The 25,378-nt window shown below is 57.2% G+C and carries 38 protein-coding genes, 2 tRNA genes and 5 pseudogenes; 26 read left to right on the forward strand and 19 right to left on the reverse strand.

Annotation, left to right across the window (positions count from 1 at the left end; translation table 11 throughout):
* Positions 1-23: 23 nt before the first annotated feature.
* The 8 genes and pseudogenes from PMI09_RS10390 to PMI09_RS10430 all read left to right on the forward strand — a co-directional run.
* Positions 24-656, forward strand: a pseudogene (locus PMI09_RS10390) (IS5 family transposase); the annotation flags it as partial.
* A gap of 13 nt (positions 657-669) precedes the next feature.
* A complete protein-coding gene (locus tag PMI09_RS31265; protein ID WP_157213356.1) occupies positions 670-843 on the forward strand; it encodes a hypothetical protein in 174 nt (57 codons plus the stop codon).
* Positions 844-851: 8 nt separating this feature from the next.
* Complete coding sequence (locus tag PMI09_RS10395) at positions 852-1,058, forward strand: hypothetical protein (RefSeq protein WP_007792558.1); 207 nt, start codon at positions 852-854, stop codon at positions 1,056-1,058.
* Positions 1,048-1,377 (forward strand): hypothetical protein, encoded by a 330-nt coding sequence (locus PMI09_RS10400; protein WP_007792560.1) that lies wholly within the window; start codon positions 1,048-1,050, stop codon positions 1,375-1,377. The genes PMI09_RS10395 and PMI09_RS10400 overlap by 11 nt, the downstream gene beginning before the upstream one ends.
* A 163-nt stretch (positions 1,378-1,540) precedes the next feature.
* Complete coding sequence (locus PMI09_RS10405) at positions 1,541-1,750, forward strand: hypothetical protein (RefSeq protein WP_037082662.1); 210 nt, start codon at positions 1,541-1,543, stop codon at positions 1,748-1,750.
* 118 nt (positions 1,751-1,868) lie between these two features.
* Positions 1,869-2,699 carry a glycosyltransferase family 8 protein gene (locus PMI09_RS10410; RefSeq protein WP_007792569.1) on the forward strand — a complete coding sequence of 277 codons (831 nt, stop codon included), beginning with the start codon at positions 1,869-1,871 and terminating at the stop codon, positions 2,697-2,699.
* Positions 2,696-2,887, forward strand: a pseudogene (locus tag PMI09_RS10415) (thermonuclease family protein); the annotation flags it as partial. The gene PMI09_RS10410 and the pseudogene PMI09_RS10415, both read left to right, overlap by 4 nt.
* 528 nt (positions 2,888-3,415) lie before the next feature.
* Positions 3,416-4,431 (forward strand): annotated as a pseudogene (locus PMI09_RS10430) (IS3 family transposase); the annotation flags it as partial.
* A 23-nt stretch (positions 4,432-4,454) separates the two neighbouring features.
* On the opposite strand, the gene PMI09_RS10435 reads toward PMI09_RS10430, so the two are convergent.
* Both PMI09_RS10435 and PMI09_RS10440 read right to left on the reverse strand, forming a co-directional pair.
* The gene (locus PMI09_RS10435) at positions 4,455-6,518 is read right to left on the reverse strand and encodes a recombinase family protein (protein WP_007792578.1); all 2,064 of its coding nucleotides are present in this window, start codon (positions 6,516-6,518) and stop codon (positions 4,455-4,457) included.
* On the reverse strand, positions 6,508-6,705 hold the full coding sequence (locus PMI09_RS10440) for a hypothetical protein (protein ID WP_007792581.1): 198 nt from the start codon (positions 6,703-6,705) through the stop codon (positions 6,508-6,510). The genes PMI09_RS10435 and PMI09_RS10440 overlap by 11 nt, the downstream gene beginning before the upstream one ends.
* 342 nt (positions 6,706-7,047) lie before the next feature.
* On the opposite strand from PMI09_RS10440, the pseudogene PMI09_RS31270 reads away from it, so the two are divergent.
* A pseudogene (locus PMI09_RS31270) lies at positions 7,048-7,227 on the forward strand (IS3 family transposase); the annotation flags it as partial.
* 137 nt (positions 7,228-7,364) lie between these two features.
* Here PMI09_RS31270 and PMI09_RS10445 read toward each other — a convergent pair.
* The 4 genes from PMI09_RS10445 to PMI09_RS10455 form a co-directional block, all read right to left on the reverse strand.
* On the reverse strand, positions 7,365-7,643 hold the full coding sequence (locus PMI09_RS10445) for a hypothetical protein (protein ID WP_007792587.1): 279 nt from the start codon (positions 7,641-7,643) through the stop codon (positions 7,365-7,367).
* A 59-nt stretch (positions 7,644-7,702) separates the two neighbouring features.
* Positions 7,703-8,686 (reverse strand): phage minor head protein, encoded by a 984-nt coding sequence (locus PMI09_RS10450; RefSeq protein ID WP_007792590.1) that lies wholly within the window; start codon positions 8,684-8,686, stop codon positions 7,703-7,705.
* The gene (locus PMI09_RS31275; RefSeq protein WP_007792593.1) at positions 8,683-8,853 is read right to left on the reverse strand and encodes a hypothetical protein; all 171 of its coding nucleotides are present in this window, start codon (positions 8,851-8,853) and stop codon (positions 8,683-8,685) included. The genes PMI09_RS10450 and PMI09_RS31275 overlap by 4 nt, the downstream gene beginning before the upstream one ends.
* Positions 8,854-9,095: 242 nt before the next feature.
* On the reverse strand, positions 9,096-9,461 hold the full coding sequence (locus tag PMI09_RS10455) for a hypothetical protein (RefSeq protein ID WP_007792596.1): 366 nt from the start codon (positions 9,459-9,461) through the stop codon (positions 9,096-9,098).
* A gap of 84 nt (positions 9,462-9,545) precedes the next feature.
* Between PMI09_RS10455 and PMI09_RS31700 the strand changes: the two genes are divergently transcribed.
* A complete protein-coding gene (locus tag PMI09_RS31700) occupies positions 9,546-9,713 on the forward strand; it encodes a Thivi_2564 family membrane protein (protein WP_007792599.1) in 168 nt (55 codons plus the stop codon).
* 31 nt (positions 9,714-9,744) lie between these two features.
* On the opposite strand, the gene PMI09_RS10460 is transcribed toward PMI09_RS31700, so the two are convergent.
* Entirely contained in the window at positions 9,745-10,236 is a 492-nt protein-coding gene (locus PMI09_RS10460; protein ID WP_007792603.1) for a DnaT-like ssDNA-binding protein, read from the reverse strand.
* Positions 10,237-10,348: 112 nt separating this feature from the next.
* On the opposite strand from PMI09_RS10460, the gene PMI09_RS29720 reads away from it, so the two are divergent.
* On the forward strand, positions 10,349-10,699 hold the full coding sequence (locus tag PMI09_RS29720; RefSeq protein WP_007792607.1) for a hypothetical protein: 351 nt from the start codon (positions 10,349-10,351) through the stop codon (positions 10,697-10,699).
* 36 nt (positions 10,700-10,735) lie between these two features.
* Here PMI09_RS29720 and PMI09_RS10470 read toward each other — a convergent pair whose 3' ends face one another.
* The 9 genes and pseudogenes from PMI09_RS10470 to PMI09_RS30220 all read right to left on the reverse strand — a co-directional run bounded on the left by PMI09_RS10470 (position 10,736) and on the right by PMI09_RS30220 (position 14,454).
* The gene (locus PMI09_RS10470) at positions 10,736-11,080 is read right to left on the reverse strand and encodes a hypothetical protein (RefSeq protein WP_007792611.1); all 345 of its coding nucleotides are present in this window, start codon (positions 11,078-11,080) and stop codon (positions 10,736-10,738) included.
* Between the two features lie 62 nt (positions 11,081-11,142).
* The gene (locus tag PMI09_RS32135; protein ID WP_244423756.1) at positions 11,143-11,217 is read right to left on the reverse strand and encodes a hypothetical protein; all 75 of its coding nucleotides are present in this window, start codon (positions 11,215-11,217) and stop codon (positions 11,143-11,145) included.
* A gap of 10 nt (positions 11,218-11,227) precedes the next feature.
* A pseudogene (locus tag PMI09_RS30915) lies at positions 11,228-11,347 on the reverse strand (DUF2280 domain-containing protein); the annotation flags it as partial.
* Positions 11,348-11,372: 25 nt separating this feature from the next.
* Positions 11,373-11,624 carry a putative metallopeptidase gene (locus PMI09_RS32140; RefSeq protein WP_081499055.1) on the reverse strand — a complete coding sequence of 84 codons (252 nt, stop codon included), beginning with the start codon at positions 11,622-11,624 and terminating at the stop codon, positions 11,373-11,375.
* Positions 11,625-11,752: 128 nt separating this feature from the next.
* Entirely contained in the window at positions 11,753-12,139 is a 387-nt protein-coding gene (locus tag PMI09_RS10480; RefSeq protein ID WP_193385389.1) for a putative metallopeptidase, read from the reverse strand.
* A gap of 409 nt (positions 12,140-12,548) precedes the next feature.
* Positions 12,549-12,752 carry a hypothetical protein gene (locus PMI09_RS30215; RefSeq protein ID WP_244423755.1) on the reverse strand — a complete coding sequence of 68 codons (204 nt, stop codon included), beginning with the start codon at positions 12,750-12,752 and terminating at the stop codon, positions 12,549-12,551.
* Between the two features lie 93 nt (positions 12,753-12,845).
* Positions 12,846-13,148: a hypothetical protein gene (locus PMI09_RS10490; protein ID WP_037082696.1), complete on the reverse strand. Its 303-nt coding sequence runs from the start codon at positions 13,146-13,148 to the stop codon at positions 12,846-12,848.
* Positions 13,149-13,379: 231 nt separating this feature from the next.
* Entirely contained in the window at positions 13,380-13,628 is a 249-nt protein-coding gene (locus tag PMI09_RS31285; RefSeq protein WP_157213358.1) for a hypothetical protein, read from the reverse strand.
* A gap of 313 nt (positions 13,629-13,941) precedes the next feature.
* Entirely contained in the window at positions 13,942-14,454 is a 513-nt protein-coding gene (locus PMI09_RS30220) for a BA14K family protein (RefSeq protein WP_081499057.1), read from the reverse strand.
* Positions 14,455-14,659: 205 nt separating this feature from the next.
* On the opposite strand from PMI09_RS30220, the gene PMI09_RS10495 reads away from it, so the two are divergent.
* The 3 genes from PMI09_RS10495 to PMI09_RS10515 all read left to right on the forward strand — a co-directional run bounded on the left by PMI09_RS10495 (position 14,660) and on the right by PMI09_RS10515 (position 17,288).
* On the forward strand, positions 14,660-14,842 hold the full coding sequence (locus PMI09_RS10495) for a hypothetical protein (RefSeq protein ID WP_007792636.1): 183 nt from the start codon (positions 14,660-14,662) through the stop codon (positions 14,840-14,842).
* A 666-nt stretch (positions 14,843-15,508) separates the two neighbouring features.
* The gene (locus tag PMI09_RS10505; protein WP_007792642.1) at positions 15,509-16,360 is read left to right on the forward strand and encodes a hypothetical protein; all 852 of its coding nucleotides are present in this window, start codon (positions 15,509-15,511) and stop codon (positions 16,358-16,360) included.
* Positions 16,361-16,712: 352 nt separating this feature from the next.
* The gene (locus tag PMI09_RS10515) at positions 16,713-17,288 is read left to right on the forward strand and encodes a hypothetical protein (RefSeq protein WP_007792646.1); all 576 of its coding nucleotides are present in this window, start codon (positions 16,713-16,715) and stop codon (positions 17,286-17,288) included.
* Positions 17,289-17,428: 140 nt separating this feature from the next.
* On the opposite strand, the gene PMI09_RS10520 is transcribed toward PMI09_RS10515, so the two are convergent.
* Entirely contained in the window at positions 17,429-17,929 is a 501-nt protein-coding gene (locus tag PMI09_RS10520; protein ID WP_162130395.1) for a hypothetical protein, read from the reverse strand.
* A gap of 36 nt (positions 17,930-17,965) precedes the next feature.
* Between PMI09_RS10520 and PMI09_RS30225 the strand changes: the two genes are divergently transcribed.
* The 3 genes from PMI09_RS30225 to PMI09_RS10540 all read left to right on the forward strand — a co-directional run bounded on the left by PMI09_RS30225 (position 17,966) and on the right by PMI09_RS10540 (position 19,125).
* The gene (locus PMI09_RS30225) at positions 17,966-18,298 is read left to right on the forward strand and encodes a hypothetical protein (protein ID WP_193385390.1); all 333 of its coding nucleotides are present in this window, start codon (positions 17,966-17,968) and stop codon (positions 18,296-18,298) included.
* Positions 18,295-18,660 (forward strand): hypothetical protein, encoded by a 366-nt coding sequence (locus PMI09_RS10530; protein WP_007792653.1) that lies wholly within the window; start codon positions 18,295-18,297, stop codon positions 18,658-18,660. The genes PMI09_RS30225 and PMI09_RS10530 overlap by 4 nt, the downstream gene beginning before the upstream one ends.
* A 243-nt stretch (positions 18,661-18,903) precedes the next feature.
* Positions 18,904-19,125 (forward strand): hypothetical protein, encoded by a 222-nt coding sequence (locus PMI09_RS10540; RefSeq protein WP_007792657.1) that lies wholly within the window; start codon positions 18,904-18,906, stop codon positions 19,123-19,125.
* Between the two features lie 145 nt (positions 19,126-19,270).
* Here the strand turns inward: PMI09_RS10540 and PMI09_RS31290 are convergent.
* Positions 19,271-19,344, reverse strand: a tRNA-Ser gene (locus PMI09_RS31290).
* 111 nt (positions 19,345-19,455) lie between these two features.
* On the opposite strand from PMI09_RS31290, the gene PMI09_RS10550 reads away from it, so the two are divergent.
* From PMI09_RS10550 to PMI09_RS31710, 5 genes are all read left to right on the forward strand, one after another.
* Positions 19,456-19,707, forward strand: coding sequence for a hypothetical protein (locus PMI09_RS10550; RefSeq protein WP_007792665.1), 252 nt, complete (start codon positions 19,456-19,458; stop codon positions 19,705-19,707).
* Positions 19,685-20,416: a hypothetical protein gene (locus PMI09_RS10555; protein WP_007792666.1), complete on the forward strand. Its 732-nt coding sequence runs from the start codon at positions 19,685-19,687 to the stop codon at positions 20,414-20,416. The genes PMI09_RS10550 and PMI09_RS10555 overlap by 23 nt, the downstream gene beginning before the upstream one ends.
* A 66-nt stretch (positions 20,417-20,482) precedes the next feature.
* Entirely contained in the window at positions 20,483-20,785 is a 303-nt protein-coding gene (locus tag PMI09_RS29735; protein WP_162130396.1) for a hypothetical protein, read from the forward strand.
* A gap of 77 nt (positions 20,786-20,862) precedes the next feature.
* Positions 20,863-20,948: transfer RNA gene (locus tag PMI09_RS10560), tRNA-Leu, on the forward strand.
* A gap of 141 nt (positions 20,949-21,089) precedes the next feature.
* Positions 21,090-21,227, forward strand: a complete 138-nt coding sequence (locus tag PMI09_RS31710) for a hypothetical protein (protein WP_007792673.1) — start codon at positions 21,090-21,092, stop codon at positions 21,225-21,227.
* A 78-nt stretch (positions 21,228-21,305) separates the two neighbouring features.
* On the opposite strand, the gene wrbA is transcribed toward PMI09_RS31710, so the two are convergent.
* Positions 21,306-21,902: an NAD(P)H:quinone oxidoreductase type IV gene (wrbA, locus tag PMI09_RS10565; protein ID WP_007792676.1), complete on the reverse strand. Its 597-nt coding sequence runs from the start codon at positions 21,900-21,902 to the stop codon at positions 21,306-21,308.
* Positions 21,903-22,123: 221 nt separating this feature from the next.
* Between wrbA and PMI09_RS10570 the strand changes: the two genes are divergently transcribed.
* The 4 genes from PMI09_RS10570 (at position 22,124) to PMI09_RS10585 (ending at position 25,319) form a co-directional block, all read left to right on the forward strand.
* On the forward strand, positions 22,124-22,900 hold the full coding sequence (locus PMI09_RS10570) for a competence/damage-inducible protein A (protein ID WP_007792679.1): 777 nt from the start codon (positions 22,124-22,126) through the stop codon (positions 22,898-22,900).
* A 111-nt stretch (positions 22,901-23,011) separates the two neighbouring features.
* On the forward strand, positions 23,012-23,854 hold the full coding sequence (locus PMI09_RS10575) for a universal stress protein (protein WP_007792681.1): 843 nt from the start codon (positions 23,012-23,014) through the stop codon (positions 23,852-23,854).
* A 182-nt stretch (positions 23,855-24,036) separates the two neighbouring features.
* Complete coding sequence (gpt, locus tag PMI09_RS10580) at positions 24,037-24,534, forward strand: xanthine phosphoribosyltransferase (protein ID WP_007792684.1); 498 nt, start codon at positions 24,037-24,039, stop codon at positions 24,532-24,534.
* Positions 24,535-24,731: 197 nt separating this feature from the next.
* A complete protein-coding gene (locus PMI09_RS10585; protein WP_037082671.1) occupies positions 24,732-25,319 on the forward strand; it encodes a hypothetical protein in 588 nt (195 codons plus the stop codon).
* Positions 25,320-25,378: the final 59 nt, after the last annotated feature.

The raw sequence follows: 25,378 nt of genomic DNA on the forward strand, positions 1-25,378 counted from the left end.
TGGGATAGATTCACCGCTTACCCCCTTGGCGTGATGTCCCCGAAAGATATGGACCATACACAACGTGCTATAATCGTTTCAGGCGCTGGACGATTGCTGGAATTTGGGACAGGTTGATGGATGCAGTCACGCGCCCGTCGGATGACGGCGTCACGATGATCGACGGCACTTCAGTTCGCGTTCATCATTTGGCGGCAACGCTTAGGGCGGACCATCAGGATCGTTGCCTTGGGCGAAGTCGCGGTGGTCTTACCACCAAAATCCATGCCGTTACTGATGGAAACGGGCTGCCAATTAAGATCGCCATTACACCTGGTCATGCCCATGATCTAACTGCGGCTAGCGAATTGCTCGATGATCTTCCGGCGGGTGCCATGCTTCTCGCAGACAAAGCCTACGACGCCGATTGGCTCCGCGCGAAGGTAAGAACCAAGCGCTCTTGGGCAAACATTCCGCCAAAATCCAATCGGAAGATAACGCTCGTCTTCAGCCCATGGCTATACAAAAAACGGAACCTCATTGAGCGATTCTTCAGTAAACTGAAATGTTACCGACGGATCGCAACCCGCTACGACAAACTAGGCATGAATTTTCTTGCTATGACCAAGCTGGCTTGTGTTCGCCTCACTCTCTGCCATAACGAGTCCACGGCCTAGACTGGGGTCACCATTGAACTGGAAGTTTCCAAGCCATTCGCAAGCCATCGAGAAGATGACGACAAAGAGCGTCATGTCGCCGCTCCTCTGGTTTGTTGCCATTGCACTCGTGACGCTCATCTTCGGTCTGATTTTCGCAGGCTCCGCCGCGCAACCGATCCTCTTGACACTAATCGCCGTGGTGTGATTTTCCCAATGATCGCGTTTGCATTTTTCGCCCTAAAAGACCCCGATCGCCTCCAGTCGGAAGACTACCAGATTCAGAAAACATACCAGCTGATGCTCGAAGACGGGCGTAGTCCAAAGACCATCGATGTCACCGCCAGCCCTCCGGAAGCACAAATGCCTAACTCGTACGTGCAGCCGGCCGCCGTGATCGAGGACAAAAACGATGGAAAGTAAGACCTACATTCTGACGTTCTATAATCCAACGTTCGATTACTATGCTTTCAACGCATTCATGCGAAGCAGCGTCTACGTTGAAGCCTACTGGAACTATCTGCCCCTAATTTATTGCTTCAGGTCAAGCCGGCCGATCAACGAACTACGTGTGCATTTCGAGCCGTATTTTGGTTACAGCAACTTCATGATCGCGGAAATCAACCCATTCAATGTCGATGGACGTTTGCCCGATCAGGCAGCTTGGGATTGGTTCAGAAAGCATCCCACAAACACAAACATCGGCCGGGGCCCGTTTCTTCAGGGGCTTCTAGATGATTGATGGCAACGCGCCGGCAGATCCACGCTGAAGCCGAGACCCGCGTGGACTACCAACCCAAATCCAAATGGCGGCGAACGAAGCTCGACGAGAACGATCCAGATCTCAATCTGTCTGGCCTTGGCTGGGCTTGACGCCTTCCGAGCCTCACCTCATCTCTAGATGCATGAGCAAACAGCAAGACCTTCGACAAGCAATCCTAGACGCCGCTAACAGCAAAGCAGAGCGTGGTAAACCGGTGAACCTCTTGGAGATCGGCCCAACGCTGGTGATTGAGAAGAGCTTCACGCAGGACGAGGTGGTCAACGCGCTTTTCGCGATGCAGGGCGACAAGGTGATAGAGCTACTTGATGGCAACAGGATGAGGGTTTTATGAAGTGCAGACGTATTGCCGTCCCGACATTGCAGGCATCAATCTAGCATGAGAAATCCAGTGCTAGATTTCTACTTCGCCCTCCGGTATCGACGCGCAACATCTTGGAGTGCAGGAAATCGTGATAGTTGCGTGTGCCATTGACCGACGCTTTGCCGAGCTGGCTGGCGTCGTGATCTATTCATTGGAATTGAACGGCGATGTACCAGATGCCGAAATCTATGTCATCGGTGATGGTCTGAAGCAGTCCGATAAGGACAAAATCCAAGCGTGCGCAAAGCGACGGCTTACCTTCTTCGACCTTGACGAAGGCACCCTGAAACATATCAAGGGGCTCCCGACGAACTCAAATTGGAGCCGGGTTGTTTACGCGCGGCTCTTCTTTCCGAACCTGCTGCCGGCCGACAAGGGCAATCTCCTCTATCTCGACGCCGACACCATGATCAAAGGCAGCCTACGGCCGCTTCAGGATCTGGAGATGGGCAGCGCCGTGATTGCCGCAGCGGGCGGCCCATCCCAGCTCAACGCCAACATCGGCCGGCCCGACGAAGCCTTCTATTTCAATTCCGGTGTCGTCCTTATCAATCTACGTGAATGGCAGAGTGAGGGATTGAGCGAGAAGGCGATTGCACTTCTCAACAGCCGGCCCTTCACCTTCCCCGACCAGGACGTGCTTAACCTCTTGTCGGACGGGCGAACTATAAGTCTTGATCCCAAGTGGAATGCTCAGCGGCGCAAGTCATCGAATGAAGATACCCGCATTGTCCACTTCACCCATGCTAAGCCGAATACGACCTATTGCGACCATCCGGAGCAGGCACTGTTCTTGGAATATCGTTCGCATACACCTTGGACAAACGCACGGCTGCGGACGAAAACGGATCGCCGTCTGAACCGCTTGATGCATTCGATTAAGCGCAAGTTGCGTGGGATCTCGAGGGTAGGAAAATGATTGCGACGGTACTGATGTGCGCATCACTTACTGCCGTCGACGGCGACACTGTGAAATGCGACGGGCAGAACTTGAGGCTGTTGGGAGAAGGCGTTCCGTTCGTCTCGGGCATCGATACGCCGGAGATCGGAAGTCATTCCAAGTGCGAAAAGGAGCGCAAGCTGGCGCAGTTGGCGAAGGGCCGCTTGGTAGCCCGAAGTTTTGCAATTCCCCTCGTGATCTGTGGTCTCCTAGGCGAACCCGCCACTGCACAACCTCCAAATGAGATACCTAGGAACGCACTGATGGGCGTGAATACGTCGATCGCCAAAAACTGGTCGATGCCATATGATCCAATGGTTCGCGGCGTGACCGCAAAGGTACACCTGGAGCTCGATCGGGATGGCTCGATCGTAGGGACCCCAACCGTGGAAATTACGGGGGGAACCCTAGCCATCAGGAAAAGGCTCGCCGATTCATTACTTTTAGCGGTCCGGCGGTCGGCGCCTTTTACCAATCTCCCAAAAGATAAGTACGAGGAATGGAAAACGCTAACAGTGACCTTCGATCCCGGCGAGTGAACTGAAAGCCTTGCACGGTGGCCCGCCTGCCTCGGCACTCCAGCAGCGCGGGTCGCTTGCATCTGAGGACTATTATGATCGACTATTGGCCGTGACCTTGCCCCGTTGAAATAATCCATTTTGAAGTAAGCTCTGGCCCATTGAGAGGACCAGGGAATGAAGCGCAGCCGTTTCACAGACGAACAGATTATCGGCATTCTGAAGGAGCACGAGGCGGGCATGCCTGTCTCGGAGCTTTGCCGCAAACACGGCGTCAGCGATGCCAGCATTTACAAATGGAAGGCCAAGTTCGGCGGCATGGACGTGTCCGAAGCCAAGCGGCTGAAGACGCTGGAGGACGAGAACACGAAGCTGAAGCGGCTTCTGGCGGATGCGATGCTCGACAATGCAGCTTTGAAAGACCTTTTGGGAAAGAAGTGGTGACGCCCGCAGCAAAGCGGCGAGCTGTCGCGCATCTGGTGGACCAACATCGGATGAGCGAACGGCGGGCGTGTAAAGCCATCGGCTTTTGCCGGATGACGATCCGTTACGAAACCCGGCGCAGCGACGATCAGGGCCTTCGCGAGCGAATGAAGGCGTTGGCGCATGAACGCCGCCGCTTCGGCTATCGACGCCTTCATGTGCTGCTCAGGCGCGAGGGACACCTTGTGAACCACAAGAAGCTCTTCCGGCTCTATCGGGAGGAGAAGCTGACGGTGCGCAAGCGCGGCGGTCGCAAGCGAGCGATAGGCACACGAGCACCGATGCTGATCCCGATGGCCACCAATGATCGTTGGTCGCTCGACTTCGTGTCGGATCAACTCACCGATGGACGCAGGTTCCGGGTTCTAACGGTCGTCGACGATTGCACGAGGGAATGCCTGGCGCTCGTCGCGGATACATCGCTTTCCGGTCTGCGCGTTGCCCGTGAGCTGGATCGGATCATCGAGGAGCGCGGCAAGCCCAGGATGATCGTCAGTGACAATGGCAGCGAGTTCACCAGCAACGCGATCCTGCAATGGACGGACCGAGTCAAGGTCGATTGGCACTACATCGCGCCCGGTAAGCCGATCCAGAATGCCTTCATCGAAAGCTTCAATGGGCGGCTGCGAGACGAGTTCTTGAATGAAACCCTCTTCTCGTCACTGACCTATGCTCGCTCAGCGCTTTCAAACTGGCGCAGCGATTACAATCCTGTTTCATAACGCCCATCTTTCTATGTTGTTGAAGGGAATAAGTTTTCCTGATCTGGATGCGATCCTGTGGGGTGTCGAGAGTTCTGCCGGGCGCGATCGAGGATCTGATGTGCTTGTGGGGTGGCGAGTTTTGAACGGCTGAAGATCCATGGGCCGTCGGGTAGCGGATGAGCCCCCTCGATCTGGCCGGCCTCGGCCGCCAGACGCAGCGTTTTTGGCGTTATCCCGAGCAACTTCGCCGCACCGCCCAGATTAAGCCACGGCTCGACCCCGTCGACCTGGGGACGGAAGACCGGAATCTTGCGATATGACCTCAGGGCGGTGACCCGCTCCCGTGTCCACCGATTGCCATTGCCGGTCGTCAGTCCGTTGCGATTGAGGACACCGGCAATCACATCGTCATTGGCGATAAGGACGAGCTGTCGTACGGCGTCGACAATATCGTCAGGCGTCGCGTTTCTTTGCCCGCGGCGCCGCTTCGGCAGGCGCAGCTCGGTGTGGACACCACCGACCCAATGGATGATGAGGACGATCTCGGAGGTTCCATCATCGAGATCGGCAACCACTTCATTGATGAGCGCCCGCACGATGCGCTTCTTCAGCCTTGCATCGGTTGTCGGCGCCGTCCAGACGGCGCGGAGGTTCCCCGCAAGTGCGGCTACCTGGGATGCGGACATGGGGATCGGCTGCGGCGCAACCGTCCGATGTTTGGCAATCTTAGCTTCGATCTCGCCGGCGCGAGCGAGCGCCTTGTTCCAGCGTGCTTCGAGCTCCGACGTCACCAGCCTGTTCTCCGGATCAGCCGCGTCGTATTGCCGGAATGCCCGGTCGGCGGAATAGCGCGCTGCCTCGAGGTCGCGCAGCAGCGCATCCTGAACCTGGTCGCGTTGGCTGGCCATACGGCGTTCCGCCTCGATGGCGGCGGCAATAGCTCCTGGTTCGACCACCCCGAGCAGCGCCTCCTCGATCGCATCATCGACCCGCAGACCGCCGAAGGCGATGCAACGTGGTTCGCCGTTGTCGAGCAACCCTCGCCAACAGGAATAGCGCGGGATGTTATGGTTGGCTCCTGTGTAACGAACCGTCAGCTTCCGACCGCACCTTTTGCAGCGGAAAAGGCCGGCAAGCAGAGCGTCGCCATGCTTCGGCGCTCCATGATGGCGACTGGCCGGTACATTGTCGCTGACCATCTTGCGGATCTCCTCCGCCCGTTCCCAACTGACGTAACCTTCGTGTGCATCCGGGATCAGCGCCAACCATTCATCACGCGCCTTGCGGCGAATTCCAGATCGGCCACCGTATCCCGGTACGGAACGACTCTTACCATAAGCATAAGCGCCGCCGTAGATCGGGTTCGCAATCATCCGGTGGATGGTCGCATAGTTGGGTCTGCGCCAGATGACATCACCGTCCGCGCGCCTGACCGGCAAATCCAACCCGTGTTCGAGGAACCATAGGAGCGCCTGCCGTGCACTGCCAAGTTCGGCGACTTTGTTGAAGACCAACGCAATGGCGTCCTGGATGCGCCGGTCGGGATCTTTCTCGATCCTGTCACCGACCTTCAAAAAGCCGACCGGGACCGTGACGACAAGCTCTCCGCGGCGTGCCTTCTCGTAGCGGGCGGAAAGGGAACGCTGACGTAAGAGATCGAGCTCATACTCGTTGAGGCTGCCCTTCAGGCCCAAGAGCAGCCGGTCATTGCCCTGGCGTGGTGCGTAGACCGCTTCCTGGTCGATCAGAACGGTATCAACGACGCGGCACATCTCGATGAGCTGCTGCCAATCGCGGCTGTTGCGGGCAAAACGCGATACCTCGCGTGCCGCTACCGCCCCCACCTTGCCAAGGCAGACCTCGGCGACCATCCGGTCAAAACCAGCGCGGGTTACACCACCGGCGGCCGAACGACCAAGATCGTCGTCCACCGTCTCAATGCGCGACCAACCAAGTGCTGTCAGGCGATCGCGCATGGCGTATTGAAGGGTACTGCTTTCGCGATTGTGCAGAACCTGGTGAGCCGAGGACTGCCGAACATAGAGAATAGCCTTCCGCTCCAGATGGTGCGGCCCGATCTTCTCATGCATCATGACCGGCCTCCTTCTGCTGGGAGGCGCGCCCGCAGTTTGCGTGATCGACGAACAGCCGCACGATGAGAACCGTCAGCGCCTGGCGGGTTTCTTCCGGCAACTCCGGCCATTGCGGCATGCCTGTGGTCATCCCCCTCTGCGGAGCCGAAAACAGATCGAACTGGTATGTCATGGACTGGCGAGGCATGGACATCTCTCCGACTCGTTTCGTGAGAGACCAATGCTGCGCCCATTACCGCAGATTGCGATGAGGCGCCGGCGTCTTCCAGTAACTTTGCCAAAGCATGCAGGCTCGCGAGATCGACGTGCGGAACCGGCAGGTTGCGCCAATATCCGCTCACGGAGCGGTCGAACATCCATGCTGGGACTTCAAGAAGCCGATCAGAAGAAACACCAGAAAGGCTGCAGCGGAAAATGTCCGTACCTTTAGCCAGCGCCTCATGGACATGCACGAGCTGACCGCACCAAGGATGCCACGGATATAAAAGCTCGCGAACCTCCGTCCCGTGGGTGTTCTGCCGTCGTGTTGTACAATGATCACAGACCGCATTCTGGCCTCGGCTGGCTGACACCTGCCGAGTTCGCTCAGACCATCAACCCGCGACGTGATGCGGTGCTGCGCAGCCGAAATGGCTCCGCACCGCAACCCGCCGCTACCGCCCCAAATACAGCAACCCAAAACCGCAGGAGCGAACTCAAAACTGGATAAAACTTGGGGGCAAGGTCAGTACTCACGAAGGTCTATTTTCGTCCTATTGGACCTGCTGCCTCTTTTGTACTCTGTGCGTCGCGGCGTTTCCTCGATTTGCGTTTGAGTTCGTTGCGCGTGGACGACGAAATCAAATGTTAGGGCAGGTTAAAGCCGCCCTTAAGCATGAACCCAACGGCACCCATAATGATCCCGCCAAGCACGAGCCACATGATCCGGGATAGGGTCGCGTTGATGGCCTCGATCTTCTTGTCGATCGATGTGAACCGAACGTCCATGTTCTTGAACTGCTCGTCTTTCCGAGCGTCGGCAACGTCGCTCAAGCGCTGCCACTTCTCGAGCTCGGCAATCTGCTGTGAATGGAGGGTGGATTGGTGTTCAAGGCTGACGACTCTTGTTCGGAGGTCATAATCCATCTCGGTGCTCGGTGGGTTCAATTTCCCTGCCCTTTCAATGCGCAGTCACTGCCAATGTTTCAGTTCACGCCGTACTTGGTTTTGATATCGTCGTATATCGGCGCCTGAGGGTCACCCGGGTACCGTATAGCTGCGCCAGACGGGCTGAAGAAGTAGTCGTCGATGGCGACGCTCCTGCCATTCAGGACGCGATGGGTATGTCGGACGCGACTGTCACCGGCAGAGCGCCAGATCTTCGTCACATCCTGAGCCTCAACCTTGCCAGATGTGATCTGCTGGCGCATCGCCTGGTCACGTGCGGAGCCGAGAGCCATCATGGTCTCAGTCCGAGCCAGCATCTCACCGCGAAGCAACAGGTTCTTGTCGTTCAGCCGCCCAATGATCTTCTGCAGGTTCTCGCCTGTGATCGGCTTTCCTGCCTTCATTGCAGCGGTCACGGTCCGGTCGAAACGCTTATCGCGGGTCACAAGGGCCAGATACTGCTTCATAAGCTTCGGATCGCCCGACGCGAGGTTCTGGCGCGCCCGCTCGATATATTCGATCTGCCGGCTTGTCAGGCCGATCACGCCACCCTCTCGCCGACCGGTGACACGGTTCTGTCTACCGACGACATCGAGAGCCGTCGCGCGCGGGTTTGCTCCTCGTGCGAGCCCCTGCTCCAGCGCATACCGGATGCCCTGGCGCTGATCTTCGGTGATGTGCGTCACCATCGTCGAGGAAATGTCGCGAAGGATCCGCTCCGCTTCTGGATTGCGGACACCGAAGCGGAAGACAACCTTCGCGCCATTCGGATCGCGGACTGTTGGCAGTTCACCGATTGCGTTGATGCCGCCAGCATTGAACGCCTCTTGCAAGGCGAGATCGAGAGCGGCGAAGGCCTCAGGCTCTATAAGCATGGCCTCGATGGCTCCGGAGACGTCGCCTTTCTCCAGACGCTCGACGACGCGAGCGAGCACGATGCTCGACTTGATCTCTTCGATGCCCTCGCGGAATGCCGCAGCGAGCTTGGGCTCGTAGGTGTCGAGCAGTTCCTCGAAGGTCATGCGCTCGGCTTGTCCGCCTTGGCAATCTGCTTTTCAGCTGTCTTAGTCGCCGGCTCGACGAGGCCCATCTTTTCGAGTGCAGATGCCTTGGTCGCCGTAAGCTCGGTGACATCGCCCTTCTTGTGGCGCTCAAACGGCAGCAGTACATTCACTTTAACATTGGGCATGGGTTATACCTCTGTAGAAAGTAACGAATGAGCGGATCAAGAAGAGAGTTATTGAGTGGTGTGAGGCTCACGAACATCCCTTTCAGTCAGCTTGAAAGGCTGTCTAAGGTCCTTCAAAAATATCGTGGCACCCACTACCGCCTCCCGGCATCAGCCGGACCTATGGCAATGGCGGTGGACGTCGTGTGTCACTTCCCCGGCGGCCGTGAGCGATTGCTGTTCAAAACAGAATGGCCGCCGGGTTAAGGCGCCAACCTTCCTTGGACGATATGCACCACATTGATGACCCCGTCATAATTCTGCGGATCTGCGTTCATGACGTGGTACTCGACGCCACCCGCTGAGACGATGTCACCGACCTGCGGCACGACAGCCAGCCCGACCGAGGAGATGTAGATCTGCCGGTCTGCCGTCGTGATGACCGTCCCGTCTATGTACCGCTGGTCGTAGTTCATCGGCACGAGCGTGGCCGGATAGGTTGCCGGCGTGCAGTCGCCGCCCAACACCGGGTCTGGAGGCGTGATGCGCTTTATCGAGCCTGCTTGGCCATACTTCGCGATGAGGCGCCGTGCGGTTTCCTGCAGGCGGGTGTAGAGGGCATTCGCCACTGTTTCAGCCCTCACTCTTTCCTTTATCCAACCGCCCTATAGTTAAAGCCCTGTATCGAAAAGCTTTTCTAAGGAGTGGGATATATGGGTGCATCCATACTGATCGGAATTCTGATTACATTTCTCGTAATCGTACTTGTTCTCTACTTGGTGCAGCGGTTGCCAATCGACGGCCGCACGCGTCAGATCGTGCAGATCATCGTCATTATCATCGGCATCGTGTCGCTGCTGAAATATCTGGCCGTTTGGTAGTATCTGGCGGCCCGATTACGGCCGGGCCTCTTCAACAGCCGATCGACCAAATCCCAATGCTTGGCTGCGAAAGGTCGCGCAAGTACGGCGCAAGCATGCCGTCGACCATGGAAATCAACGGCGTTATCCCGAGGGCCGTCCCATCGGATTGATGTGACTGATACTCCACCTCAAGCTGGCCAACTTTTTCCCGTTTCACCGTCGATACCGTCGAACCGACCGCCGAAAGCGAACCAGGAGCGGTCGCCTCCTGATAGGCGGCGTAGTAGGAGGCGTTGATGACAGCCGTCGGGACCACTCCGGACGGGAACGCCTTACCATTGACGATCGCGCCATCGCGCGGCCACTGGCGTTCCTGCAGAGGGTCCTCTACGCGACCGACGAAGCGTGAGCCGTAGACGGCGTCAATGTACTGGCTACCACGGTTCAGCAAAGCCGCCAGGTCGGGCGATCCCGATGGCAGCGTATAGCCGTTTGCGTTGAACCACGTGTCGAAGCCTTGCTCGGTACCGTACGGAGTCATTTACCGCTCCTTGACCTTGAACTCGATCGACTGATCCATGGTGCGGCCCTCCGGCGGGCTTCCTCCAACTGTTTAGCTGGGCTATTGGATGGTCCAAGCTGTAGGAGGATGGATGTCTGATGAATTGACTGTTTTTGCGAAAGAATTGATCGTTGGTGTGACGGTTCTTTTGAATTTCACGGCACCCTATGTGGCTTTCAGGGTTCACCGCCATTTTGGCCGGCGACGCGTCATTTGGCACAGCTTGGCCTTCCTGTTTGTGCTGATTTCTCCGTTGCTTGCCGGCGGATTGATCGTGCCGGAGATGCTCCCGGACGAGGCTCCGGATGTTGGTGATGGACTCCTCCTGCTGCCACTACTCGCAGCGTCCGCGTTAATTCTGCTCACGTACTGTTTGGCTGCTGTGTGGCTAGCCTTGAAAGCCGCCTACTCCACGATCGCATTTAAAATCTCTGCGAGGTAATCCCCGGGGGGCCGTCACCAGCCAGGGATTGGTCTGCTACGGTTGGGTTGCCAGGTCTTCGAGGGCGGCTACGATCTCCGCCTTGCTGGCCGGCGTCTTGTCGCCGAGCAGTTCTTTGGCCGCAGCCTTGAACGTCATGAACTGGACGCTGCCGTCACCTGCCATGGCGAGGACTTCGGCGGCCGTCTTTGGTTCGTCACCGCCAGCACCAGTCGCGGGTTCCTTTCCCTTGGTGCTGCCCGAGAGGATGTCGTAGCGGCCTCCCCAGCCCTTTGGCTCCTCGTCAAGTTCGAGTTCGAAGCCGACGGGCAATTCCTTGCCTTCCTTGCCATAGATGCCGGTGGAGTTGAGACCAGCCGGCGCTTTCAAACGGATCTTCATGGGATCTGTCCCCTGTTGCGATGGAAGATGCCCCGCCCACCAATGGGGCGAGGTATCAATCATCAGGTGTTGGTGGAGTAGAAGACGCCGGACTTGCCGTTGTAGTCCGCGCGGATCTCAAGGCCCATCGCGCCCATCTTCAGGAACTGATAGTTCGACGCCGAATTCCTTCTTGACAACGGCGGAGACGGTTGAAGGGCTATCGAAACAGGCGAGAGCCTGAACGATAAAGGTTTTCACCTCATCGCTGAGTTTTGCCTTGGCCATCGGATTTGTCTAAGCCCTGTCAAAATTACGCGACACGCAACTGGCATGTCCCACATACATGGCCGACGCTGGCCCGGGATATCTCGGGCGGCCGGTTTGCCGCATCTACGAGAGCGCGGACATTGGCGGCGTCTGCCCCATAGCGTCGGACCACACCGACGAACTCTTCGACGTCGTGTCCCCTTATCCCGAAGGCAGGGGAACCATCGCGCCGGAACTTGGGAGCGCCGTATGGGTCCCTCTCCTGCCCGGCATGATAGAGCTTGCGTAGCGGCAAACAAGGTGAGATTCAGCGTCAATCAAGATGAGACTCTTATGTCGCGGTCGGGGTGAAGGTATCACGCTGATTGTCGCTGACAAGAGTCTCATCCAGATTGTCGCGCCCGTCTCATCCTGATCGCCGCGCTATAAGAGCTCGTGCTCCACGAGGGCGCAGAACTCTGTGTCCGAGCATGTCGCCGCGTAGTGAGCATCAAAGGTCAGCAGGAAGTGCGGCACGTCGCCGAACCACTGCTGTAGCTGAAGCTCAATCCGAGAGCGGGACCACTTACCTGCTGGTGGCAGTCCCATCTCGCACTGGCCGACTATGCGGCGACCGTTCCTGCCATTGGGGACATTGGTCCACAGGGCGCCGATCGAGGCAAAGCGGAGATGAGCGTGATCCTCGTTCAGGAGGTCTGCCGTCTCATCGATGAAGGATGACCGTGCCCATTCGATCAGATCGTGGGCAGGCTCGAACCGGATGCTGGCGTCTTCGAGCATGTCTTCCGGGGGTATTGGTCGTTTAGACATGCCCGCCATTACCGGCACTTGCCTTTCTTCTCATGCCGTGCGTTTTTCAGGACTGGCATGCTATAGGACAACGTCCAATGGAGGGGATGTTGCGCACTATCTGCATCGTGATTTTAGGATCGCTCCTTTGCGCCTGCACGAGCAGCAGTTCCTCCGGTCAATGGCACCGTGTTGCCTCGACCGAGCAAGGACAACTCAAGCAGGCGGAAGTGATATGCCGAGGCCAAGCCACGAACACTCAAGCGGCGTACGGTCGCCTGTGGATAGCAGGAGCCGTTGCCTCTGAAAGTGCATTCAAAGGGTGCATGGCCGAAAAGGGATATGTTCAGAACTGATATTCCGGCCACCAGCGGGACGCCATACCAGTCTCATCGCAACAACCCTGTTTGCAAGGAAGCTAGACCGAACGTTATCCCCACCAGGGCGAGATAGACGATCCATACAGCAGCGTTGCGGACAGGACGGGGCAGGCGAGCCAGATGATTTTGCAGCCGATGCGCAGCGTCTGATCGTGGGCGAACGTTGTCGTTCCGCGGACCTTCGCTTCGTCGATAAACGTATGAGCCAGCCATTCTGCTAACCCGAGCCAAATATTACCTGTGACCAGCGCCACACCTGCACCCTGCATGCCGGAGTGAGCGATCAGGTGATAAATGCGGAGCGGAGACCCGGCCGGCGAGTTGCTCGACCGGGAAACCATTGAAAACTAGTGCTTAGTGGCCTGAATAATTATGGTTCCCATGGAGACCTTTGGCGCCTCCATGCTAATGTTTGCTGCGTTTTTTGAGAGCCACTCCTTGGCAAGGCGAACACTCTCTTCAGTGCCGGCCTTGTCCCGGCATACGGTCATCGATAAGCCGCCGTCGCTTTCACTACTGCGTGCTAGAGTGTAGCTTTCAAAGCCGGTGACTGAGCGCATAAGCTTTTCAACGTCTGCCTTATGCGTCTCCAGCAATGAGAACAGCTCTTTCGAGCCCTTACCTGAGTAAGTTCTTACAACGACGTCCATAATGGATTTCCAATTCAGGAATGCGTTCATCATCTGAACGCACATGGTGGAGAGCATCGATCAAAACCAACGGCTCCGGTCCTGCTGACCACTATCCCTGATATGGGGGCGCCTTCGACCGAATGCGAGTTAATAGTGGCGTGGCCTCTAAAGCGATCGGAACCGGCAACAAAAAGGCCGGGGCGAAATCGCACTGACCTTCCTCACATCGCATCTCAAACCAGTGCCAGTTTACATCGGTTTCTTGGGCGTCTCTTCGCTCTCGGCTGCCCTGCGATCCGCAAGCAACGAATCCAAAGCCTTATGTTCCGGGCCAAACGGGCGTTGATATAAAAATGAAGTCACGGGAGTCTTAGTTTCATGACCGCCCGACGATGGGTTGCCACGGTGAACAACTACCTCTCTGTTTGTTTCGTCGTCGATGCCCAGAAGCCACCGATCACCATTTGTGCTGGAAGCAAATTCTCTAAGATTTTCCAATTTAGTGCTCCTTCTAAAGATAGAAGTAAGAACTTGGAACTGGAATTACGATGAAATACTTCGCCGGGCCACCCTCCCGGCTTGGCCGACGGCGCTGGTTGCATATCCAGCGCTTCATTAGGTCGGGGCGCATCGGCTTCCCCTGGTATTGGGGGGCCTTGGCGTTCTCGCTGGTCACCGAGCAGTCGCCTTGGCCATCAGACTGTGCTTCGCCAGACCGTATTGTTGCAACGGGAAGCCGTCCGATCTCAGGAATCGAAAAGCCGCCCCAAGGCGGCTCTAAGTTTGGAAGCATTTTTCCTATCGCGGGAGCCTAGTAAGGCCCTATGCATTGCCGCCGGGGGCCGTAGTAAGGCTGAAATGTATTGTCATACGCCCTGTAGGAACGATACCGGGAAAAGCACCAGCTAGCGTGCGAGTTGCCGTAATATCGTGGCTGCTCATAGGACGCGGGCTGATCATAATAGTACCTCGGCTGAGCAAGCGCGCCGCCGATGATCGCTCCCGTCGCCAACCCTCCGAGAACTAATCCGAAATCGTTGTAACCCCCATAGTAGCCACCATAGTATCCCCGACCATAGTAGCCTCCGTAGCGGTAGCCGCCATAAGGCCGATAGCCCCCGTAGTAGCCACGACCATAGTTTCTATAGCCGCCCCACGATCCGCCGTAGTGCCTGCCGTAGTTGCCGTAGTGCCGTCGGTATTGGATCAGGTGGACATCCGCGGCTTGTATCGTAGCCGGATTCAACGAAGGAAATGCCTGAGCCGGCATCACACTCGGACATACTGCCATCAAAGACAGTAAAAAGACCGCGAGCTTCTTCATTTTACTCACCATGTGCATTCAGCAGGCAAACGCCACAAAAGATGTCCTGCAATATTTTAAACTAGCCTCCCGCCAATTGTTGGCAATGCCCCAGATGGAAAAACCCGCCGACCGGTTAAGGTGGCGGGCGATTGGTGACGGCAACCATTCGGGCCGCAATGTTCGATTCGCGGGATAGACCGCGCTGAGAATGAAAGGCTCGATTATGATCGACAACTTTGTATCAACTGGCTGGACGAGCCGTGGGCACTGGGTGGCCATCCGCGAGAATGACATCACGGAACTGCTCGGCCCTTATCCGACTGCGGCGGAAGCACAGCGTGTGGCCGCTGAGGAAAGCGACCGCCTCGGGCTCCGCGGGATGTATCGCGGAGTACGCATGATCTAGAAAACGAGAAGCCCGCCAACCGATGACGAACCGGCGCTCTTGGCTGGCTGTTGCGTTACCCGATCCGTGAATTCACTCGGACTACCAGAATGAGCTCAGGGCTTGCGGGAATCGATGGTGTGTAGCTTCTTGTCTTCACAACCGTGGCAAGCAGATCAACCCATGCTCCGACCAGCAGACGAACTTGAAGAGCGCGTTATGCGCCTGTGGTGGCCTCTACTTCTCTGTGGGTGCCTGCTTTTCGTTGGCGCGCTGGTGTTTGGCCTGCGTTCCTGGCGCTTAAGCCACTTCCCGCATGCGGTCGCTACGATCACCGAGGTTTGGGATAAGCAGATTCGTGTTTCTCGAGGACGTGGCTCCGCCATTGCAGATTTGGTGGTTGGACCGACGTACGAGACAATCACGATGGGGCGCATCCAATTCGAGCGCAGCTCCAGGGTCAAGCGGTACACTTGCACCATGGTTTTGCAGCTCGGTAAGCCGAACGACAAATACCGAGTAGGCGAGAAGCTTGACGTCGTTCCCGCTACCGGCACCTGCCAACGCGTTGATGTTATTGGCCGCCTACCTTAGCGGCACCGGGCGTGGATGTTAGAGGCGGTTTTTAAAGATATTTTTTTGATTGCCTAATAAATGCAATCGAATGACCAAGGATCATCCCGTTAAATGAAGTTACTCCGCGGATTTTTTCAGTTTTGCGTGTTCATCATCCTGACAGTTCTGACGCAGATTGGTGGGATCGCGTATCTAATATCTTCATTTGTGGCGTCAAAGACGGGAGTGCGGAGTTGGTATGCTAAGCTGCTCGTTTTTATTGCTTTCTACGTTGCTGCCACAGTTTCCGCGAATTTGATTGCGCCGATCTTCGGACGGATCCCAATATCGTGCATGTCGGGCGAGGCTAACAATCTCGCGGTCAGATCCCCGATCTATTGCCTGCTAAACCGAAACTACGTGACCCCTCCCACACTTAATCTAGTATCGGCGCTGGCTAATGACGTAAACCGAGCGTTTCCAGGTACGACCACAATGGTGCTGGATGCCAACTTTCCTTTCTGGGACGGATTTCCGCTGCTTCCGCACCTTTCGCATTCCGATGGCCGCAAGCTCGATATAGCCTACTATTACAAGACTGCCGGCGGGGATTTTGTTAATGGCGTGACGAAGTCGCCAATAGGCTATTTTGCCTTTGAGCAGCCGTCTGCGAACGAGGAGCAGCCCTGCGTAGGAAGGCACGACATCCTAACCACCCGATGGAATTTCGATTGGTTACAACCATTCTTGCCCGACTATCACATCGAGGACCGGCGCATGGCTTTCAGCCTCAAATGGCTTGCGACTGAGGGCGTTCAGCGGTTTGGGCTGGAGAAGGTGTTCATAGAGCCGCATCTCGCCAATACGCTTGGAGTCAAGGATAGCGTAATCCGGTTTCAGGGCTGCCGCGCAGCCCGCCACGACGATCACATTCATGTCCAGATCAGACGGTTGGCGGTGCCTCAGCAGCTCGAGACAATGTGAAGGTGCGCATGGCATTCAGATTGTACGATCAGACTTCTCTTATTCAGATCATTTTCTGGCTAGCCGGCGCGACGTTCGTAATCGCGTTCATATGCTGTTTCGCGTGCATCGCCTTGATACTGCTCCGGACGCAAGCACTGAAAAACCTGGACAGGGAGAGACACCTGCCTGTTGGCGAGAAAATGGGCCTAAAGTTCAGTCGCGCAAATTCGTTTCTGGTCGACACGGCGTTTGAGAGAACGCGTCGCGCGTTGTTTGCTTCCTTTGCCGCCGCACTCCTATCGGTTTTTGTGATTACCGCATTGATTGTCGCCTATGAATGCGATCATCGACCGCCCAGGGAAAGGCCGTTATGAGCAGCACTACAGAAGTCGATTTTCCTCGCCTCGAACTCAAACTGGCAAAGGGGCCCCAGTATATCGCCGTATTGGGTGGAGCAGGTATCGCCGCCTGTTTGATTCTGATTGCCCTTGATGCCGTCGCTCCCAATGGCCCTTGGTCCAGCCCAAGTGGTAAAATGACGACTGGAGCGGTGCTCTTCACCATCGGCATGGGCGTTGGGCTTAAGCTATTTTCGAGGATCGATTTCGAAAAAGTAATGCTGACCTTAGACCGCGAGGGTATTTGGATCGCGCGGCCACGAGGAACGAACATCACTCATCGGTCCCCGATGAGTATTCCTTGGACGGCAATCTCGAAAATTCAGTACTACGAGATTGGCCGATTGAAAGAGAGCAAAATTATTGCCATCGATCTGCGCGATACAGCAGACGTACTCATCGATGCCAATCTTCTCCGTGGCAACGCTCGCGAGCTTTACGAAACTATGAGGCGGTATCGCCGCCAATTCGCACCGGCCGAGAGCAATGTCGCAGAAAACGGTCAAGTCTACCAATCGGCATCATGGACTGGGCTGGATGACGAATGAATGATTACGATTCGTAGGTTTTTCGCCAATCTCAGAAATCAAAAAGCCGCCCGGAGGCGGCTGATTTAGTGACCGCTCTGCGCAAATCACCACAATAATCACTAAATACCCCGCAAGGTTTACCTTAGCAACACTGTGGATCACGAATTCTGAGGTGTTTTTCGCTTTTGGAAGCCCCAATGCACAGCCAAATCGTCTAGGGCGTCCCTCAAGTAGTCTGCGAGGGTATGGCGAGCCCGCTTTGAGGTCCCGAGTTCAGCGATTGTCCGGCCCTCCCCAGCAATCCTGCTGACGACATCGTAGTGGCGGCGGCCGAGCAGGTCACGGCAACCTTTGAGCCTGATCCCAGCATCGATCTGGCGATCGGTAATCGGCTCCCGCGCGCCGCCGCCGTCGACTGGTTCGCGAGAATAGTCGAACGATCCGGCACCAGATCCGCCAAGCGCCTCCCATAGCCGGCGGAACATGACGGCGGCCTCGACCTGATGCTTTGCGAGGTGCCCTTTGGCCGCCATCATGGCGATCGGGCTCTCGCGGAGGTTCATGGCGGCCGTGACGGTCTTTGGGTTAACCGTCATTGGGCCAGAAAATGCGACGAGCGGTTCGTCGTCGGCCAGTCCTACACACTCGACGAGCTGCACGTCCGAACCTCCGAGACGCACCGGCATTATTTCGCGATGCTGCACGAGATATGGCAGAGCCTGCCGGAGCATTTTTCGGAACAGTTCCCGACGGAAGAGCACATGCGGAAGTATGCGCTCATCCGGACCGGCTACCACACCATGACGCAGCACGCCTGCAAATCGGAAGCCGAAGCTCAGCGGCTGGCTTCCGTCATCCGTCCCTACGACAGCTATCAGCTCGTGACGGTCAAGGACAGCATCGTCACCGTCTACAACGCCCTCAGCCAGGACTACCGGTCGATGGACAAGCGGACCTTTGCCCAGAGCAAGGAGAAGGTTCTCGACTGGTGCTCGGCGCTGGTCGGTGCAGAAAGGAGCGCGGCATGAACCCGAAGTTCCTCCACATCCTCCAGCACACTCTCGGCCTCGACCAGTACGGGCGCGGCACATTCTACCGGAACCACTTCGTTACCGGGGAAGGCAGGAAGGATCACGCCGATTGCATGTCTCTCGTCGATCTCGGCTTCATGTCGGTTCGTCGTGATCATCCTTTGAGCGGTGGCGATGACTGCTTTTGGGCAACGGAAGAAGGAAAGCGCGCCGTCGTGGCTGAAAGCCCTGCGCCTCCGAAACTCACCAAAGGCCAGCAGCGGTACCGGGATTATCTCGATGCAGACTGCTCAATGAGCTTCATCGAATACCTCCGGTACCGTGACAGGTGCGACAGGAGGGCGGCATCACCCGTATAGAGCTCTGCATTCTTTCCGACGATCTCATCAACTCCGGCGCCGTCGCCGACACGCGAGGTCTACCAGCATGAGAACCGCGCAAGACCACCTCCGCAAGCACCCACGCGCTTTGCCGTCCACCCTCGCCTTCATCGAAAGGCGGAATGCGGTAGTCGAGCAGCTCAAGCGCGAAACAGAAGCAGCCCGTCCGCCGTCGCGCAAGTCGATCATCGGCCGGTTCATGCCTTGGTTCGGGAGGCGCGCATGAAGAACCCGAACCCGGTCAACCTCCAGACAAGCGAGGAAGTCCGCAAGGCAGGATGGCAGGCAGAAACCCGCGATGCTGACGGCCACCTATGCCGCACCCACGCGCCGTTTGAGACTGACGACGACATCATTTGGCTCGTTCGGGAAGCGCTTGAGCACGGCGAGACGGTCACGATCTGGCCCTCCAACTCTCCGGAGGGCAAACATGAGGACCGTTGAGGAATGGATCGGGCGGACCGATGACGCCGCAATCCCGCCGCGCGTCCGACTTCGCGTCTTCGAGAAGTTCGGCGGAATCTGCCAGCTATCGGGCCGCAAGATCATGGTCGGCGAGGAGTGGGATCTGGACCACATCAAAGCCCTGTGGCGCGGCGGTGAGCATCGGGAATCGAACCTGCAGCCGGTTTTAAAGCAGCCTCACCGAGAGAAATCCGCCGCAGAGCAATCCGACCAGGCTAAGTGCGACCGAGTGCGCAAAAAGCACCTCGGCATCTGGCCACAGTCAAAAGCGAAGATCCGCGGCGGCGGCTTCAGGAAGACGAGGGACGTATGACCGGAGATTTCCCCTATTGGCCGGCGGCAATGAACCAGAAGATGGCGGCGGCATACTGTGGCCTGTCTGTCGACCTATTCAAAGAGATTTGTCCAGTCCGCCCCCTGAAATACACTCAATCAACATGGGGCCATCGATATCTTCGCCAAAGACTCGATGAATGGATGGCATCTCTCGATCCTAATGTTAAACAATCCTCGGTGGTCAAGTTCGAGGATTTCTTCAGTGGTGGTAAAGGTGCCGCTTAAAGGCCTGAACATTCGCCAGTCCCGGGGGAAATGGTACGTTTCCTACCGGTCGACTGGCGAAACCCTTATTAAGGGCTTCGAAGGAACACGCTACCAGCTCGATCGTCAGCTCGCCAGTCACGATTTCAGGATCAAACATCTCCAGGCGGAGACACGAGACCGCAGCCCCTCATATGACGAGGGAACGCTCGGCGCTATCATCAAATGGTTCAAGGAAGAATGCCCGCGGTGGGATAAGCTGTCGGACGCCAGCAAAGAGGACTATGAAAAGTCCTTCACCTATCTCGAGGCGGCGAGGCACGAGACGGCCGGCCCCGTCTACAATTTCCCGGTGTCCATCATTACGCAGCCCAGTGTCTACGCGATGCGTAACAAGGCAGCGAAAGACAAATGGGGACGCTTCGCCGACAAGCTGGTGAGCCACCTCTCGACGATCTTCAAGGTTGGGAAGATGGTGCAGAACCCGGCTGGCGGTGTCGAGAAGCTTCACACGGCCGACCCGAATGCCAATCACGAATGGACAGACGAGGAAGTGCAGACTGCGATCTGGCTTGCTTCCGACGCCGTTCTGACGCCGCTGGTACTCGCCCGTTATCAAGGCTTCCGGGGCCAGACCTGCGCCGCCCTCACCTGGCGGAATTACATTCCAGACGCCAAGACAGGGAAGGCCTTCTCCGTCGTCCTGCGGAAGAACAATGAGGCGAGTTGATTCCCCTGCGCTCCTGAGGCTCGGCTTCACCTCGACGCTTTGGAAGCTACCCGCGCCGACGCCGCGGTGAAGGCAACAACGATCTGCCTCAATAGTGATGGCCTGCCTTGGAAAAATGAGAAAGGCATGCAGGGGGCTGTGAGCGATTACCTGTCCGAACTGAAGGCGGATGGGTTGATCCGGGAAGGCTGCACGCTTCATGGCCTGCGTGTGACGTACGCGGCGGCCATTAGGCGCCAAGGCTTCGATACCGGGATTGTTGCAGATGCTCTCGGCGACCGCTCAAGGCGCATGGGAGAGCACTATACGCGCCACGTCGAGAAAGAACTCGGACGCCTTAAAGTCTTCAAAGGCAAGAACGATAAATGAACATAGTTTGCACAACAAAAAAGGCGTTGTGCAGAGCTTCCCAAAACAGATTCGCTAAGTTATTGCGATCGTTGAACGCGAGCGTGGCGAAACTGGTAGACGCAAGGGACTTAAAATCCCTCGGCCTTAGGCTATACGGGTTCGATCCCCGTCGCTCGCACCATCAGGGCCAGACTGCATCAACATCCAGGGCAGCCGGCCACCACCCTTTATCCTCGCTTGCGAATGTGCTTGTATGCGCACGCCAGAAGGACCGCGGTTGGGGCTGCGCATAGTTGTAGGCTTGTCTTGTGGGAGTAAGGCTATGGTTTACGATTGGGATGGCACGAGAACGCGACGTCTCAAATTGTTCAGGGCGGGAACGGCATTCATGATCGCCATTGCGGTTCTCGGAATACCGCTTCTTTTCTACGCGGTGAAACTGCACGACCTCTACGGCTGATGCGCAGTCGGTGACTTTCTCTGCGCAGTGTAAGCAGGCGCGAACCCAATGGCCGCGCCTGCCGGTGAAGAGAGCCGATTAGCCCAGCTTTGCGGCAATCTTGGCGACGTGAGCGCCCTGATACTTTGCCGCTTCCAGCTCGATCGCCGAAGGCTGACGGGATCCGTCACCATCCGTGATGGTGGATGCACCATAGGGTGAGCCGCCCTTGATTTCATCAACGCCCATCTGGCCTTGGAAAGCGTAGGGAAGTCCCGCGACGATCATGCCCTGATGCAGGAACGTGGGGATAAAGCCGAGGATGGTGGACTCCTGACCACCGTGTTGCGTTGCCGAGGACGTGAAAACCGAACCGACCTTGCCGACCAGCTTGCCGGCAAACCAGTGGCCGCCCGTTTGATCCCAGAAATTGCGCATCTGCGACGCAACCGTTCCGAACCGCGTGCCGGCACCAACGATGATGGCATCGTAATCAGCAAGTTCATCGACAGTTGCAATCGGCGCAGCCTGGTCCATCTTGTAGTAGGACGCCTTGGCAACTTCGTCTGGAACCAGTTCCGGAACGCGCTTGACAACAACGTCGGCGCCAGTCGACTTTGCGCCTTCGGCGACGGCATATGCCATGGTTTCGATGTGGCCGTAGGCCGAATAGTAGAGCACGAGTACCTTCGCCATTTACTTATCTCCATCAGGGAATTTGCGTTTGAATTCGTAGGCGGTGGAAACTTAGCAGCGCGCTGTAATCAACATAGCCCCACGCGGCAGAACGCACTGTTCAATGGCCATAGACGAAAAAATACTTGGTGCCAGTTGCGTGACCTAGCGGCGGTGACACGGTTTGCAAGACCGGCGAAGGGCGCTACCTATGTTGGGATCCAAACGTTCGGAAATTTCCAATGACCAATGAGACAGTTGTCACCGCCGCCATGCTTGCCATTGGCGACGAACTCTTATCCGGCCGCACCAAGGACAAGAATATCGGCCATCTGGCGGATATGCTGACGCTTTGCGGCATCGATCTCAGAGAGGTCCGCATCGTCGGCGACGAGGAGGATGCGATCGTCGAGGCCCTGAATGCCCTGCGCGCAAAATACGATTACATCTTCACGTCGGGAGGCATCGGGCCGACCCATGACGACATTACCGCCGATGCTGTGTCCGCAGCGTTCGGGCTGCCTTGCGAATACGATGCTGACGCAATGACCTTGCTCGGCGAGATGTATGCGCGCCGTGGGCTCGAATTTACCGATGCCAGAAAGAGAATGGCCCGCATGCCCAGAGGGGCGCGCCATATCGCCAACCCGGTCTCGACCGCACCTGGTTTCGTCATCGGCAATGTTCACGTCATGGCCGGCGTCCCGCAGGTCTTCCAAGCCATGGTCGACGCGGTCATACCGACCTTGCGCACCGGCACACGCGTGCTCTCGCTCGGCATCTCCTGCCCTTACGGCGAGGGCGACATCGGCACGCCGCTTGCCGCCATCCAGAAAGCCCACCCGGAGACGAGTATCGGCTCCTACCCCCGCTATGTCGGCCAGGCGTTCTCGACTGAAATCGTCGTACGAAGCCGCTCGCAGAATGCGGTCGATGCCGCGGGAGTTGATGTGCGCGCCATGATCGAGACCATCCGTCAAGCAAAGGAGGTGGCTGAAAACCGCTCGGCAGAGGCGTAGAATAAAGGAGATCCCGGCTCGCCGTTGATATGCATCAAGGCACCGGCGCCCTTGCCGGCGCATTCTCGTTGAAGATTAGCCGATTTCATCCGCGTAAGGAGAGAATTGTTTATGTCTTACAAAACGATACTTGCCATTCTCGACACCGTCGACAACACCACCGCCGTGGCCGATTTTGCTTTTGCCATTGCCGCGCAGACCAATGCCCACGTTATCGGCCTTCATGCGGAAACCGTCGCGGTCGTGCCTCTCGTGGCACCAATGGAGATACCCGACCCCGTCGCCGTGCAGGCGCTTCAGGACATGGCGCGTGCGGAAACCCTCGAAGTAGAGCGCGTCTTCCGCAGGAAGGCGCAGGCTGAAGGCGTCTCCTTTGAATGGCGTAGCTTCGCCTCATCCACCGGCTACGGCACGGCACCGTTGATCGAAAGCGCGCGAAGTGCTGACTTGCTGATCGCGTCGCAGGCCAATCCGGCAAAACCGTCGGACAGTCATGTCGACATTGACAACTTTCTCTTCGAAAGCGGTCGCCCGGTCATGATGATCCCCTTTGTGCTGCGCCAGCCGAAGCCGATCAAACGTGTTCTCATCGCCTGGAACGGCTCAAGGGAGGCAGCGCGCGCGGCGTTCGACGCCTTGCCAATCCTGAAAGCCGCCGACGAAGTCGAGATTTTCTCCGTCGATCCCGTCGACAATGCACTCCAGTCTGCGGCTGTCGCGGGCGCGGACATCGCAGCGGCTCTTTCCCGTCACGGCGTCAAGGTCACCTTGGCGACCGCTCAAAGCGCGGACAAATCCGCGTCGACTGTCATCGAAAACCGTCTCTCCGACAGCAGCATCGACCTGCTGGTTATGGGTGCTTACACCCATTCGCGACTCTGGCAGATGATTTTCGGCGGCACCACGAAAACGCTGCTGCAGTCGATGACTGCTTTGACGCTGCTGTCGCGATAAGAATCACGAGGGGCTTGCGTTTTGCCCCCGGAATCCGTTAATTGCGGCGACCGATGACGAGCTCCGGCTTCGGTCCTCCAATCGCGCAGTCTCGGCTGCGCGATTTGCGTTTGGCCGATCGCGGAATGCCTTGTCCGGCCGCCGGCAAACGGCGTGTCATCATTCATGCCGCGGAGCAAACCATGTCCCTTCCCGATAAAGCCTTTCCCGTCTCCTGGGATCAGTTCCACCGTGACGCGCGTGCGCTCGCCTGGCGCCTTGCTGGTTTGAAGCGCGATTTCAAGGCAATCGTCTGCATCACGCGTGGCGGCCTCGTGCCAGCGGCGATCATCTCGCGCGAACTCAACATCAGGCTGATCGAAACGGTCTGCGTTGCCTCCTACCACGACTATGTGAACCAGGGCGAAATGCTGCTCCTGAAGGGCATCGCGCCGGAACTGACCGCTGACGAAGGCGAAGCTGTCCTCGTCATCGACGACCTGACCGATACCGGCAAGACGGCCTCGGAAGTTCGCTCGATCCTGCCCAAGGCACACTTTGCCTGCGTCTACGCGAAGCCTCAGGGTGTTCCGATGATCGATACGTTCGTCACGGAAGTCAGCCAGGACACCTGGATCTATTTCCCTTGGGATATGGGGTTCACCTATCAGGAACCGATCTCCAAGGCCGGCCGCGGCTGAGCGCGACTCGCGGCGCAACCTGACAGGCCGGTGACAATTACAAATTGCACCAATCTTTGTTTAACTAACTCATCGGATTCCGCTATCGCGCCGCCCCCTCAGACCTTATCCTTCAAAGCAACCGTCCCGCGCGGCAACGGCGTTGCGCTGCGGACCGGGTTAGAAGGTTAGTCGCGGGGCGCGACGTTGGAACGAATATGATGCGTTGGGGCTACGTCGGGACGGTTGCGGCTTTCGGGCTGGGCCTCTGTCTCTCGCCTTTGGCCGCTTCGGCGGAACCGGCCTATGTGTCCGTCGTACGGGAATACGTCGAGACAGTCGTTAAGCCGATGGTGAATACGCCGATCGTCCGGAAGGCGATCGAGGACCAGAACGCCAAACTCGGCAATATCAGTGACGCGAACATCCAGGTGCTGGACAATACCTACCGCTCCGAGGTCCAGAGTGGCGGGTGGCAGATGGTCAGGCGCCTGCTCAACAAGCCGGTGTCACGATACTTGAAATCCAAGCAGGATGATTCGCAGGGCACCATCATCGAATTTTTTGTAACCGATCGTCATGGACTCAATGTCGGCCAGGGCACGATGACCACCGACTATTGGCAAGGCGATGAAGACAAGTTCCTGAAAACATTTCCGAGATATTCCGACGAGATATTTATCGACCGGGCTGAGCGCGATGAGCAGACACAATTACTGGAAACGCAGGCAAGCTTTGTCATCAAGGATGAAAACGGACAGCCTATAGGTATCGCAACGGTGACAATTGCGATTGACGCATTATGACCGAAATTGGCCTCAAACGAATCGGTTGCCGCATTTGGCCGGCAAAAGCTGCAACCAAA

It is taken from the genome of Rhizobium sp. CF122 (assembly GCF_000282035.1).
Lineage (GTDB): Bacteria > Pseudomonadota > Alphaproteobacteria > Rhizobiales > Rhizobiaceae > Rhizobium.